At 63.6% G+C, this 15878-nt stretch carries 2 protein-coding genes (1 of these 2 running past the window's edge); both read left to right on the top strand.

Features of this window, described 5'->3' with window-relative positions; translation table 11 throughout:
• Positions 1-15636, top strand: partial view of a DUF4347 domain-containing protein gene (locus RHM62_RS11945; RefSeq protein WP_322122318.1) — the 3' portion only. Its footprint begins 11199 nt before the window's first position; the window shows 15636 of its 26835 coding nt (coding positions 11200-26835); its start codon lies off the left edge, out of view; it ends in the stop codon at positions 15634-15636.
• Positions 15633-15878 carry a hypothetical protein gene (locus tag RHM62_RS11940; RefSeq protein ID WP_322122317.1) on the top strand — a complete coding sequence of 82 codons (246 nt, stop codon included), beginning with the start codon at positions 15633-15635 and terminating at the stop codon, positions 15876-15878. Before RHM62_RS11945 ends, RHM62_RS11940 begins: the two co-directional genes overlap by 4 nt.

Raw genomic sequence — 15878 nt, 5'->3', positions numbered from 1 at the left:
AGTATCGGCGCCGCCGGTGCTTACTCCGGCAACACGATCGGCAACAGCGTCAGCGCCGTGATCGGCAATGGCAGCATTGTCAGCACCATGGTCAGTGGCGGCGTCGTGCTGTCTGCAACCGACAGCGCTGCCATCAAGGCTGATGCCGGCGGTGTCAGTCTGGCGCTCGGTGCCGGCATGGTCGGTGGTGCCGTATCGCTGGGTGTGGCGATTGCCGAAAATACGATCCACGATCTCGTTGAGGCGAAGATCGATGCGGCGACCGTCATCTCGAGTGGCGCAGTCAGTCTGACAGCCACCGAAAACGCGACCATCCAGAGCTTCAGCCTTGGCGGTGCATTGGCCGTCGGAGCTGGCGTGGTCGCCGGTGCCGTCGCAGCAGCAGGCGCGACTTCCGGGAACACGATCGGCAACCAGGTCCTGGCAACGATCAGTAACAGCAGCGCTGGCGGCAAAGGCGTGCGCGCCAATGGCGGCACCCTGACCCTGACCGCCACCGATACCTCGACTATCCTGTCCAATGCGGGTGGCGTCGCCATCAGTATCGCCGGTGGCGGGGTCGCCGCAGCCGGCGCGATCGGTTTCGCGACGGCCACCAACACCATCGGCAACACGGTCCGTGCCAGCATCACCGCATCGACCGCGACTGCGCAAAACCACGATATCGTTCTCGCTGCCAGCGAAACAGCCAGCATCGATACGCTGTCGTTCGGTGGTGCGATCGCTATTGCAGCCGGTGGCAGTGGCACGGCGGCGGCGGGTGCCGGCGGCTCGGCCACCGGCACACTGACCAATACGGTCGAAGCCTTCGTCAGTGGCGGCTCGGTCATCACCACCAGTGGCAGCGGCAAGATCAGTCTGGGTGCCACCGATGCCGGCAGCATCCATGCCAAGACCATCGCCGCGGCGGTCTCGATTGCCAGTGGTGCCGACGCCAAGGCCATGTCTATCGGCGTGGCCATCGCCAAGAACGATATCGGCAACACCGTGCGCGCGTACAGTGACAATGCGGTGCTGAGTTCGGCCGGCGAGATTGGGCTGTCGACCAGTGCCTCGGCCGAGATCGTGGCCCTCTCCGTGGCCGCTGCAGTGTCCATCGCAGCCGGTGCCGACGGTGCTTCGTTCGCCGGTGCCGGTGCCAATTCGTTCAATACCGTCCACAGCACCATCGCCAGTTTCATACGGGGCGGCAGCGCCACGGCAGATGGCCGGATTGCGTTGAGCGCCAATGAAGCCGCCAGCATCACGGCGCGTGTGGGTGCCGGTGCGCTCGCCGGCTCGGTTGGCGGTGCCTCGATCGGCGTCTCGCTGTCCAGCAACACGGTCTCCAGCAGCGTGAGTGCGACGATCGACAGTGCCACAGTGAGCTCGACCAATGGCGCCATCGACCTTGCCAGTACTGCCAGCGATACCGTTTTCACCGAGGCCATCGCCACGGCAGTGGCCGTCGCCATCGGCGGTGCCGGTGCGGGCGCGAGCGCCACCTCGACCGTCAGGCCGACGCTGGAAGTGCGCGTCGGCAGCGCCGCCATCCTATCGGCCAAGGGCAAGATCACGTTGTCAGCCACGGCGACCGGTTCCGCTGAAAGCAAGACGGTCGGCGTGGCCGGCGGCCTGGTGTCGATCGGCGTGAGCACTGCCAACGCCAGCGCCGCCAGCGCAGTCAGCGCGCATGTCGACGGCAATATCACTGGTGCGCAGGACCTGATCGTCACGGCGCATGCCAGTGACAAGGCCACTGCCAGTGCCTACTCTGCGGCCGGGGGCTTACTGGCTGCCGGCGGCGCAGTTGCCAACGCCACGGTCGGCTCGGTCGTCGATGCCGCCGCCGGGTCCGCGCTGCACAGCATCGTCACCAGCAACGCGGTCACGGTCACGGCCAGTGCCACGCCCAAGGCGATCGCCAATGCCTTCGGGATTGCCGTCGGCGGTATCGCCGTCGGTATCTCGTCGGCCGATGCCAGCGTCGCCCCAACCGTCACGGCCCATGCCGGCGGCAGCATCACGACCGGCACGCTGACGGTCAGCGCCGCGCAATTGTTAGCCGGCAGCGATGATTCTGCCAAGGCCTATGCCAGAGCATCAAGCGGTGCGCTGATCGGCGTTGCGTCGACCTATTCCCATGCCGGCAATGGCAACAGCCTACGTCCATCGAGCGTCAGCAGTTACGTCGCCGACAACGCCACGCTGGTCATCCGTGGTGCCACCAGCGTCACGGCCAACAGCCGGTCGCAGCAAAACGCCGAGGCGCTCAGCGCCGTCGGTGGCCTGATTGCTGCCGGCAGTGCCGGCAGCAAAGCCGAATCAAATACCGTCACGACCGCGTACCTGGGCAGCGGCGTCAGCCTTGCCGGTGCCAGCTTGCGGATCACCGCGCTGGGTAATGACAACAACGTCGCCAATACGGTGGCCGGTAGTGGCGGCGTGCTGGCCGGTGCCGGTGCGCGTGCCGACACCGACAACATCAGCACGACCAGCGCGACCATCCATGACGGCGCGAATAGTCGCCGCATCGTGCTGGGTGCCGACAACCAGTTACCGATTCTGGTGTCGAGCTCGCACGCCACTTTCGGCACCGGCGACGGCTTGCAGGAAGTCCGTCGCGATCAGACCGTCGATGTCGATCCGGCCCACACGGGCGGTGGCGATATCGGCACCCGCTATCAGTATCTCGGTACCGATGCCGCTGCCACCTACACCACCAACAGCGGCATCCAGACGCCGCAAACCGGTACCACTGTCGACGTCTTCATCGGCTTTGCCGGTGCCGGTGCCGGCGAGATCGGTGCGCGCTATCGCTATGTCGGTCCGGTCGGGGCCGGTTACGCGTCAACGCAGATAGTCGACACGCTCAATGCCGGTGACACGGTCTCGGTCAAAACAGGTATCACGCCGAAGTCCTACAAATACATCGGCGCGTCCGTCAGAGGGGTCGATCTGAGTGCCGCCGTCTACAGCGACACCAGCCTGTGGCAAACCGCCGGCGTCAGCCTGGCGACCCAGGATTACACCGACACCACGCGCTGGGTGCGGGTCGGTCCGGGCCGGTCAGCCACCGCCGCGATCAATCTGGCTACCGAAGATTTCAGCAATACCAGGTACTGGAGCGCCATCGGCATCCTCGACGGCACCGGCAAACTGACCATGTCGGCCGATCACATGGCCGCGTTCAACAGCAACCAGAAAGCCATCGCCGGCGGCGTCATTGCCGGTGCCGGTGCGGTGGCCAATCATGTCGTTACTGCCAGCACCACGGCCGGTGTCGGCGCCAATGTCATCGTGCATGCCAAAGAGATCGCCATCGATGCGACCAGCCATGTCCTCAAGGCCTATCAGCAAAGCGCCAATATCATCGGCGTCACCGGTGGTCTGGCGTCAGCGGCAGGGGCTACCAGCAGCGTGCTGATGACGCTCAATACCGTCGTCAATGTCGGTGCCAATGCGCTGCTCAACGTGCGCGGACTGGCTGCGACCGCCGGCGATTTGCATCTTGCCGCGCTCAATGATCTGGTCGTCTACGACAAGGTCTCGCTGACCACCGGCGGCGCGCTGGCCGGTGCCGGCGCGTTCTCGACCATCAGGACGCTCAGCGATGTCGCGCGGGTCCATATCGGCCAGGGCGCAGCGCTGACCGGCGTGGGCACGGTCAATCTGTCGGCACGCGGGCAGGGCACCGGCTCGGCCACTGTCTCGGCCGAAACCTACGGTGTCGCCACCGTCGCAGTCGCCAAGACCGTGGTCGATATCCGGCCCGTCAACGAGATCCTGATCGATGCCAATGCCGTCGTGCATGCCGATGGCAACCTCAATATTTCGGCCGGCACCAGCATCACGTTTGACCGCGACCAGTACACGCTCAACGCCCGCACCGATACCTTTGCCGGTAGCGCCATTCCGATCAACTTTGTGGATTCGACCGCCACGCTGGCCCAGGTCAATAACATCACGGTCGCCGCCGGCGCGATTCTCGAAACCGCGCGCGACGCCAAGCTGCATGCCGAGCGCCTCGGCTATGCCAACATGACCAGTCGCGCCAAGGCCACCAACTGGGCCAGTGCGATTGCCGACGCGATCAACGGTTCGGAATCGTTCAGCGGATCGCTGTCGAGCGACGCGATCGGCACCGTCACGATGGATGGCACGATACGCACCGGTATCGCCCGCAACCAGACACTGATACTGAACGACAAGACCAGCAGCGCCGGCGCAAGCCCGGCCGATGCGTTGCAGGCCGCCACCCGAACCGGTGGCATCAGCTACAGCGTGGTGCAGGAAGACTTGCAAAGCGACCTGTCCAAGCAACTGGTCAATGCGCAAGCGCAGCTCAATAATTACGCCTCGTCGGGCAATAACACGCTGATCACGTTTTATACCAATGAAATCACGCGCATCCGCGCGGCACTGGCCGCTGATGGCTTGCTCGGTGCAACGCGCACCACCGCCGATGGCACCATCGTTGCCGGTGCCGAGATCCGCAAAACCGTGCTGACGGTCTACGTCAATCCGATCTGGGCGCAGGCCGGCCTGATCGATATCCGCGCTGATGTCCTCAAGGGCAGCGGTATCTTCGATACGCCGGGCGATGCCACGGTGACCATCATCAACAATTCAAAAGCCTTCCTGAAGCTCGAAGGCATCACGATTCCTGATACCAACGGCGGCTTGTACATGAACGGCGTGCTGGTCAATAACAATGCCGACCTGACCGGATTCAATCAGGACGGCACGGTAGCGTATTTCGCCGGCATCACCCAGCCTGGCACCAGCGCCGCACCGGCCATTATCGTGCGCAATACCTTCAGTGCCACGGTCAACGATCCGACCCCGGACATCACCGTCATCGGTGCCATCAGCAACCTGTCCGGCAGCCTGCGGCTGGAAATCACCGGCGGCAAGGGCGATATCCGGATCACCGCGCAAGTGCGCGCAAAGAACATGGCGATCATCGCCGGCGGCAATTTCTACATCGATGGCGTGACGTCTTACTCGCTCGGCGGCGAAGCCTACGGCACCTGGAAAACTGTCAGCAACCTGGCGATGGGCAATAGCCCTGGCTCCACGGGGCCCGGTGCCGGTGTCACTGGTATCGTCGCAGAAAAGGCCAAGATCGCTGCGCAGGAACTCGCCAATGCCAACGCCATCACCCTGATCGCTGACCGCATCCACGTCAATGCGCAGTACATCAACCTCAACGGTGTGATGCAGAGCGGTCGTGCCGATTACACGCTGACCATCGGTACGACGGCCGCCCTTGAGATCGACTTCGCCAAGCGGATCGGCGGGCTGGTCAAGCTGGCGTCGGTGTCGACTGCCGACTTCACGGTCTATTACAACAATGCCACCGGCCACATCCAGGTCGAGGAAGTGCGTATCAGCGGCGGCTTTATCGAACTCGATGGCCACATCACCAATACCGGTACCGGCAAGATCAATGTGCTGGGCGGTTACGCCAACGTCACCATCGATAACCAGACCGGCTATGACATGGAGATCAAACGGATCGATGCCTCGCAACGCGGCATCGGCACCTTGTTGATCGTTGATCGTTCGAAGACCTCCGCCGGTAGCGCCTTCACCGCCACGCTGTACCAGAAGGCCGGCGATGTCGTCACCAAAACCGTCGATACCGGCGGCGGGACGGCACCGGTATTTTCGACCGTCGGTGATTTGTCCAACTACGATCCGTTGACCGGACAGCGCTATGGCTGGGCAGTAGCACAGCGGGCCGCAGAGCGCAAAACCGCGACATTTGGTAGTAGCTCATGGCTGGGCATCGATGCCTTCGCCAAGGATCCGAGCACCATCGAATGGCAAAATACCGAAGCGCTGGGCACGCCGACGCTGGTCGGCGATGCAGCCTACTACTACGTCGAGCCCGACGCGAGCATAGCCGGTGTCGACTACCTGTATTCGTACAACCGCCTCAATGATCCGACCTCGGAGAACTACCAGACCGACCAGCACACCACCAGTACCTGGTATGGCAAGGAAACCCAGTGGACTACGTTCGTCAACGAGCAGAAATTCACCGATACCCATACCAACTCGATCAATGCGTCGCATGTCATCGGCATTGAATTCATTGGCAGTTCGAGCAGCAATGTGACAGTGAAGTCGCTGGGCGCGATCCTGCTGAAGGGGCCTATCCTCAACAGCACCGGCACCACCACGCTGATCGCCGGAAAAGGCATCGAGCAACTGACCGACAACGCCTACATCAGCGGCGTCAACATCGTGCTCACTGCCAACGGCAGCATCGGCCTGCTACAGACCAGCAATGCGCTGATACCGACCATCGGCCTCAACGTCGACCTGGTCGACACGCCAGTGCATGACTTCACCACCGGCGGCGGACTGACCGCACTGGTCACCGGCACGCAAGTCAAGATCGGTGCCGGCTATCTGGGTGGCGGCGTCGCCGGCAAGGTGTATGTCTACACCGGCAGCGCGGCCTCGGTCGAACTGGGTGTGCAGAATTTTGCCAATGCCGCGAAATGGGTGCTGGCCGGAGCCGGCACATCGGCCAGTCCGAACAGCTTCAATTACATCGCCACCAACAGCAGTCCGGTGATCCACGGTCAGCGTGTGCTGATCGGTAACGACTACACGCCCGGCTACGGCAAGGCGGGTGCGGTCTACAGCTACACCGGTACGCCCGCCAAGATGGACTTGTCGGCACAGAATTACAACGACACCAGCAAGTGGGCGCTGGTCGCCTCGACCCCGGGCCTGACGGCCACTTCGGTCAACGGCAAGATCCAGATCAACGAGATCATCGGCGACCTGACGATTGCCACCATCGTCGCCGCCGCCGGGCAGGATGTGACGCTCACCGCACAGGGTTCGATCGTCGCCAAAAATGCCTCCAGCGCGATCGGCAAGGCCAGCCAGGCCGGCGGCTCGATCAGCCTTAATGCAGCCAGCGGCAGCATCGGCAAGGCCGGCCAGGCCATCACGCTGTATGCCGGCACGGCGCTCAACAACAGCGTCAGCGCCCTGGCGGCGGATGACATTTATCTGGTCGCGCCCACTGGCAACCTGCGTGTCAACAGCATCGTCTCGACCTCGGAAACCGGCACGATTTCAATCCGCGTCAATGACGGCGCACTGATCGATGCCAACAACATCCAGCAGCGCGACGAGCGCACGGTCAAGGAATTACTCGAAGGCGTCTGGAAAGATTTGCGCCTGACCGGCACCGATGCCGCCGACAAGGTCACCGAAACCGTCAAAGCGTTCGAGGCCGCCAAAGTGCAGGAATATCGCACTTACTGGGACTACCGCAACCAGCTCATCGGCAGCAAGACCGTGCCGACGATGACGGCCGAACAGGAAGTTTATTACCGCACTACGCTGAACTACGATACGGCCGGCATCACCACGCTCAACAACCAGATCGCGGCGGATTATGCGCGCCTTGACGGGTTGTATCGGAGCACGAAGGAGATCGCCTTCAACGCAAAACACAACTTCGACACCGCGGCTAACAGGCTGGAGATCGATGCGCTCAAAGGCAGCATCAAGATCTGGACACAGGAGGAATTGCTCAACACCATGAGCGCCGGCCTGCTCAAGCCGGTGGCCGATACGCAGATCAATATCGAAGCGCCTAACATCGCCGGTCACAACGTGACGCTGTGGGCCAGCAAGTCCGTCGGCAGCACCGGCCAGCCGGTTCTGATCGTATTGCCGACCGACGGCACCAAGCGGGTCCTGAGCGATGAAGAGCAACTGGCATTCGCGGCAGCCGACCGCATCGACGTGACCTATCTGGCCGGTGCAGTGATCACGGCCGATGCGGATTTTCATGACAACGGCGCGGCCGGCGATACCATCAGCTTTAGCAGTGCGACGCCTACCGGCCTGCAGGTCGGCATGCATATCCAGATCGCCGGTGCCAGCAACAACGTCACCGCCAAGGGCGTGGCCTATCAGGTCAGCGGCTACACCGAAACCTTCGATGGCAGTCGTTACACCAGCACCATCACGCTGGCCGCGAACGTCGCGCTGTTCACCGAATTCGGCCGGACCGTCAAGATCACGCCGATCGTGCTCGACCCTGGCCGTTCATCCGGACCGGCCATCACCGCAGTGATGATCGACCAGCGCGACGACATCAATGTCGACGCCAGCGGCAAGATCAATGTCACCTCCGACACCAGCAGCGTGTATCTGGGTTCCGGCAGCTCGGCCCTGACGCTCAATATCGAGCACATCGTCGCCGCCACCGATGCCCGCATCAAAGGCAAGAACGGCATCGTCAATGCCGCCACCAGCGGCGTCAATGTCGTCAGCGGCAACCTGATTCTGGAAGCCGGACGCGGTGCGATCGGCAGCGTGGCGACACCGTTCACGCTGGACCTGAGAACCAACGCGACGCTGACCGCGCGCGCCCTATACGACTTGACCATCAGCGAAACCAGCGGCGACATGCTGGTCGAAGGTGTCTCGTCGGTGCAGGGCATCGTGCACCTGACATCGGCCGGCTCCCTCCTCGACGGCATCGCCAACAGCGACACGCCGAAGATCGCCGGCAAGCGCATCGAACTGCAAGCCGGCGGCACCATCGGCAGCGCCGGCAACGTGCTCGAAACCGACCTCAGCAGCACCGGCACCATCACCGCGCATGCCGTCAGCAGCATCTGGCTGCACGAGACATTGGGCGACATGAACCTCAATGGCATCACGTCCGACACAGGCGACGTCAGCCTGCGCGCGCATGTGTCGATTGTCGACGCCGGCAACGACGGCAGTAATTTGCCATCGCGTCCGGGTGTCGATATCCGCGCCCGCAACATCACGCTGGCGACCGACTTCGGTGCCATCGGTGCATCCGGCAATGACGTCGATATCGACACCAGTTACGCCGGCAGCAGCGGCACGCTGACCTCGGACAGCGCGCTCGGCACTCACCTGATCGAACTGACCGGCGACCTGCTGATCAACCAGGTCGGCACCGGCAACAGCTACACGGCCTTCATTGCCGCGCCCGACGGCAGCATCCTCAATGGTCGTAGCAGCGCTCTGGCGGGTGGCAATGTCACCGGCGGCAAAACCTACCTGTTCGCCAAAAACGATATCGGTGCCGCCAACAACATCCTGCAAACTGCCGTCGGCACGCTGCAGGGTCAGTCGACACGGGGCAGCACCTGGCTGACCAACACCGGCGCGATGATCGCCAGCACGATTGATGGCGGCAGCGGTGCGGCATTGGTCGCCGGCGGATCAATCCGGATTGCTACGATGAGTCCGCTGACGGTCAGCCGCGACATGATTGCCGGCGGCGAGATCGTGCTGGTCGCGCATGACAAGAACGATGCTAAAGCCGACAACCTGATCGTCACTTCCGGCGTGACCATTCGCAGCACCGGTTCGACGGTGCGCCTGCTGGCCGGCGACGACTTGCTGATCGAAGCCGGTGCGCTGGTGCAGGCGCAAGGCGACATCACGCTGGCCGGCGACTACCAGGGCGACGGCGATGGCAATGCCACCGGCCAGCCCAACATCGACGCTGCCGGCAGCACCATCACCGTCAGCGGCAACGTGATCTCGGCGCAGAGCATCACCATCCTCGGCGAATCGCAGGCCGACATCATCACCCTGCAAGGCACGCTGAGCGCGCCGCTGATCAGCGTCTCCGGCGCAGCCGGCAACGACACGATCAAGGTCTGGGGCACGGTCAGCGCCACCACCTTCACGATCGCCGGCAATGACGGCGACGACGTGATTGCGCTCAATCCGGACAGCAGCACACCGGGCTTCAATGCCACCTATCACCTGGCACTGACAGCCAATACCTTCATCAACGGCGGTGCCGGCGAAGACCGCATCACGGTCAGTCATCTGGGCTCGCTCAGCTCGGTGCATGGCGGTGTGCGCGACCAGGTCTGGCTCGATGGCAACGGTGGCACCGACCTGTTCACGGTCGATGTCAATGGCAATGCCGACCTCATCATCAACGTCAATGACAGCGGCGCGCCCGACGATGGTGCCGATCAGCTGACCATCAACGGCACCGCGCAAGCCGACCTGTTCCTGCTGCGCGCCAATTTTGTCGCACTGCTGCATACCGGCAGCCCGCTGGTCGAACGGATCAACTACAACGACACCATCAATGGCCGACTGCTGGTCAATGGGCTCGACGGCAACGACGCGTTCTACGTCGATGACAATGCCACGCTGACCACGCTCGATGGCGGCAGTGGTGCCGACACCTTCCAGTTCGGCCAGGTATTCGGCAAGGACCGCGTCGCGCCGCAAGTCGCCGCCGGCGATGAAGTCGGCACCATCGAAACCACGCTCGGTTTCCTGACGCGCGGCATCAGTTTTGCCACCACTGTGTTCGGCGGCGATGGCGATGACAGCTTCTCGGTCTACAGCAACAAGGCACCACTGAAACTGTTTGGCGAAGACGGCAACGACCAGTTCATCGTGCGCGCCTTTGCGATCAAGGACGGTGCCGGCAGCCTGTCGGTAGCCAACACCCTGGTCAGCGGCGGCAGCGGCGACGACCATATCGAATACAACATCAACGCCCCGGTCAGCATCGACGGCGGCAGCGGCGTCGATTCGGTGGTCGTGCTCGGTACCGAACTGGCGGATAACTTCGTCATCACCGAACGCGGCGTGCAGGGTGCAGGCCTCAATGTCGACTTCAGCAATACCGAAAAACTCGAAGTCGACGGACTCGAAGGCGATGACCATTTCTTTGTGCTGGGCACCTCCGCCGGCGTGGTCACAACCCTCATCGGCGGGCTGGGCAATGACACCATCGACATCGGCGGCGACGTCACTGCCACCATCGTGGCCAGCGAAGTCGAAGGCGGCAGCGGCTTTGTCAACCACGCGCTGAGCAGCAGCGATCCGGCCTATAACGGTATCTATGCCGACGGCATCAAGCTCAATGTGGCAGGACAAAGTGCCGGCACCATCGGCATCAGCCAGCAAAACAAGGGCGACCTGCAACTGGTCGAAAACGGCCTGAACGGCAGCGACACCGAGTGGTATTCCATCGGCATGAACGTGCCGCCACCGGTCACCGGCACGCTGGCTTACCTGACCGTCTCGGCCACGCAGGCCAGCAGCAAGGACCGCGCAATCGGCGGTGCCAGCATCGAAGTCTCTGTCGATGGCATCACCTACACGCAAGCACTGGTGCTGACCTTTGATTCCAGCGCCGGCAGCGGCGCGAACGCCTGGGGCCGCCAGCAAAAGATTTATGTGCGCGCCGTCGGCGATAGCGCTGCCGAAGGCGAACGGATCGCCCTGGTCAGCCACTCGGTCCTGAGTAGCAATGCCGCCTTCAATCACCTCGCCATCGCCAGCGTGCAAGTGCATGTGGTCGACGACGACATGGCCGGCCTGATCGTGCGCCAGACCGACGGAGCCACGCAGGTCGTCGAAGGCGGCAGCAGCGATACCTATGCGCTGTCGCTGACCAAAGCGCCACTGGCCGGCGAAATTGTCACGGTCGCGCTGCAGTTCGATGCTGCGCAATTGCTGATCGCCGCCGACAATCCGGCGCAAGCCGGCCGCATCAATGTCGCCCTCGGCACCATCACTTTCGATGCCGGTAACTGGAATCAGGACTTCATCGTCAAGCTCACCGCCGTCGATGACAGCGTCCCTGAAAACCGCACCTCGCGCGTCATCACCCACACCATCAGCAGCATCGATGGCGGCAACGGCCAGGCCTATGCCAGCGTGTCGGCACAAGACCTGACAGTCGATATTCGCGACAACGACATCGGCAGTCTGCTCGTCACGCAGAGCGATGGCAGCACGCTGGTCTCGGCCACTGCCGACGACAGCTACACCATCAGCCTGTCGAAACAACCTGCTGCGCCGGTCACGGTGCAGCTGCTGTCGGACGGCAAGACCACGCTGTCGGACTTCGTCAACAACCGCGCCCTCGATGACCGCTTTGCGCTGGTCAATGGCGTGCCGTCCGTAACCTTCACGGCGGCTAACTGGAACATCCCGTTCACGGTCAGGGTCGCGGCTAATCCGGCTGCGGCCAGCGCGGTCGGCAATGTCACGGTGCAGACCTTCCCGGTCCAGCAGCATCTGGTCAGCCGTATCCAGGGACCGCTGTTCATCGAAGGCAGCGTCATCGAAGGACGCGATCGCTCGCTGCAGGCCGTGATCATGCTGCCGACCGAAACCGATGGCAACCGGCCGGTCCTGAGCCTGCCATCGGCCGAGAGCAGCAACACCGATACGCTCAATGTCTTCAATGACGGCAGCCTGTCGAACGACACCGGCGTGCTCGGCCATGCCGGCAACGCCTCGGGCATCGCTTCGCTGTATGGCCTGGCCGGCGCGTCCGATGTCAGCCTCGCCAGCTTCGGCAATCTGAGCGGCCTCGGCATGGGCAACGCCCTGACGCTCAATCTCGGCACGCCGGCCAATCCCGACCTGCGCCGGTTCGATGCCGGCATCACCTTCCACGGGGTCGAAGTGGTCGACGTGATGCTGGGCCTGGGTGATGACCATTTCACGGTCAATGCCACCGTCAATGACGTGCTGACCCTGGTGCAGGGCGGTGCCGGCAACGACACCCTCATCGTCAATGGCGGCGGTGGTGCGGCCGCGCCGCTGGTGGTATTTGGCGATACCAGTCAGGATGGCAGCTTCTACAATTCAACCGCCAGCGCCATCACCGGCCGCGCCTTCGCGTTCAGTGCAGGCGGCAATGACATCCTCGATGCACGCAATGCCACGGCCGGCGTCACGCTGTACGGCGGGCAGGGCGATGACACGATTTACGGTGGCAGCGGCAATGACCAGCTGGCCGGCGGCTCCGGCAATGACACGATCTTCGGCGGTGACGGCGACGACCATATTTATGGCGATGCCGGCTTCAACCTCGACGTGTCAAAGCGCCTGACCCGGGCTACGGTCGACCTGCTTTCGGTGGTCAACCTTGCTGCCGGCAGCGACACACCGGCCACCCGCGACAATCTCGCCACCGGCAATGACATCCTCGACGGTGGACTGGGCAACGACATCCTGCTCGGCGACCACGGCGTCATCACGCAAATCACCGGCACCATCCGCCTGCGCGATAGCGGCAGCGTGGTGCAGGTCACCAGCTTTGCCGATACCGCAGGCGGTAATGACGTCATCACCGACCTGTCCGGCCGCAACATTGTCATCGCCGGCAATGGCGCGGACACCGTCGAAGTCAGCGGCAACAACATCGTCCTCGGCGACAACGGCACGGTGCAGTTCGACGCTGCCGCGCAGTTGATGGTGAACGTCTCGACACGCGACTTCACGGTTGGCGGTAACGACAGCATCACCGCGCATGACGGCAGCAACCTGCTGTTCGGCGGGGTCGGTGCCGACACGATCTACAGCGATCGCGGTGACGACATCGTCTTCGGCGACAACGGCAGCGTCGGCTTCGGCATTACCGGCAAAGCCATCCTGCTTGCCACCACCGATACCAGTAACGGCACCGGCGGCAACGACACCATCGTCACTCAGAGCGGCACCAAGCGCGTCTTCGGCGGCGTCGGCAGCGATGCCATCACGCTGGGGTCCGGCAATGCGATCGTGCTGGGAGATAACGGCAGCATCACGCTCGATGCGGTTGGCGTGCAACCCTTGCTGGTGATGACCAGCGGCTTCCTGGAAGGCCTGGGCGGCGACGACACCATCGTCACCGGCGATGGCGATCACATCATCTTCGGCGGCTTCGGCAGCGACAGCATCACTACCGCCAATGGCACCGACGTGTTGTTCGGCGACGATGGCCGGGTGGTGCTCAATGCGGCTGGTGTGCCGGTGCTGATCGCTACTTTTTCCGGTACCAACAGCAGTGGCGGTGCCGATGTCATCATCGCCGCCGACGGCAGCAAGTCCGTCCTCGGCGGCACCGGCAACGACCGCATCACGCTGGGCAATGGCAAGGCGACGGTGCTGGGCGATAACGGCAGCATCACGCTCGATGCGGCTGGCGTGACGACTTTGCTGATCCAGTCAGCGGATTATTTTGAGGGCATAGGCGGCAATGACACCATCCGTGCCGGCAATGGCGACCACGTCATTTTCGGTGGTCTGGGCAACGACAGCATCATGGCCGGCAACGGCCGCGACGTGCTGTTCGGTGATAACGGTCGCATCGTCTTCAATGCGGCCGGGATCGCCACGCTGATTGTGTCGGCGACCGATACCGCCGGCAGCGGTGGCGACGATGTCATTGTCGCCGGCGATGGCGACAAGGTCGCGCTCGGCGGCATCGGCAATGACCGCATCACGCTGGGCAATGGTCGCGATATCGCGTTCGGCGACAACGGCAGAATCGTCAGCAACGATGCCGGCGTGGTCACGCTGATTGTCAGTACCGATACCGGCACAGGCGGCAATGACGCGCTGCGGGCCGGCGCAGGCCGCAACGTACTGGTTGGCGGTGCCGGCGACGACACGCTGGTGGCGGGCGATGGCGGCAACGTGATTTTTGGTGACAACGGCCAGGTCACGCTGGCCGCCAACGGCGACCTGATCGAACTCATCACGATCAGCCCGACTATAGGCGGTAACGACATCGGTCGCAGCGGCATCGGCGACGATGTTCTGCTGGGCGGCAATGGCAACGATGAACTGTTCGGCAGTGACGGCACCAACATCGTCATCGGCGACAACGCGCAGGTGACGTATGTCGCCGGCGTGCTGCGCCTGGCCCAGACCATCGACCTGTACGAAGGCGGCGATGACATCCTGCATGGCGGCAGCGGCCTGAGCGTGCTGTTCGGCGGCGTCGGCAACGACTTGCTGTACGGCCTGTTCACGCAGGACGTGATGGTCGGCGATTACGGTGCGATCACCTTCATCGATGGCAGGGCCGTGTCGCTGGTGCGCTTCGGTTCGGCCACCAATTCGCCTGACTTGATCGCCAGTGCCCAAGACGTGGTGTTTGCCGCTGCACCGCCGGCGAGCGATACCCGCGACACCAGCCGGCCCGGCATGCTGGCGGCAGCGCGACGTATGGAGCAGCTGCTGGCCAGCATCGCCGCACCGGGATATAAAGCCGCCGTGGTCGATGCCAGCACGCAGCCGGTAACCGTGGTCACGCATAGCCGTGGCGGCGAGATGCAGGCCGTGGCCGCGGTCGCACCGGCACAGCCGGGCGATTTTGATACCGGTCCGGCAACCGGTGCCGGTCCGGCCCGGCCGCAAGCCGATCCGGACTGTGTTCCCGCGAATCCTGTTGCTGCTGATGGCGAGCTGGTGGTGCCTTGTGCGGCACCTGTCACACCGGAGGCACCGGTGGTACCAGTGGCACCAGCGGCACCGGTCACCGCGCAGGAAAGCAGTGGCGAACTCAACATCGCCCTTGCCGGACTGGTCGGCGCGCAAGCTCTGCAGGCGCGCTCCGGTGTCGCGCGCCAGTTCGATGCGCGCAGCGGCAAGTGGCTCGCCACCGCCGTTGCCGGTCGCACCGGCGTGCGTCTGGACTTGCAGCAAGCCGGGCCGCAGGTCGCGAGCGCGACGGCACCGCTTGCCGCCGCCAGCCACGACCTCGCCGGTGTGGCGATTGTCGAGTTGCAGGCCGCCGCACCGGCCCGTCGTGCGGTGGCGATCGACTGGGGTGACAGCCTGACCGATCGGGAACCGGAGACCACGGCATGAGCCGGGACCTGCCGATGAGCATCGCGCTGGTGCCGCAGTGGGACGAGCGCGAGCTGCCGGCGGCGATGGCGCCCTCCTGCGCAGTGCGCGGCACGGAGGACGCGATCACGCTGCAGTTCGACGGCGATGGTGCGCCCGCCGTGGTGCTCACGCCCTATACTGCAAAGCGGCTGGCGCAACTGCTCGAACGCGGTCTGCAGGAGCACGCCGCGCTACGGTCCGGCTTGCCCGGTTTTAATTGA

Source organism: Actimicrobium sp. CCC2.4 (assembly GCF_034347385.1).
GTDB lineage: Bacteria > Pseudomonadota > Gammaproteobacteria > Burkholderiales > Burkholderiaceae_D > Actimicrobium.
Note: the sequence above shows the minus strand (reverse complement) of the source record. Positions and strands in the feature narration are given on the sequence as shown.

Excerpts from the sequence above, each read along its gene's own strand:
- RHM62_RS11940 (WP_322122317.1), top strand. The coding sequence starts at position 15,633 with ATGAGCCGGGACCTGCCGATGAGCATCGCGCTGGTGCCGCAGTGGGAC.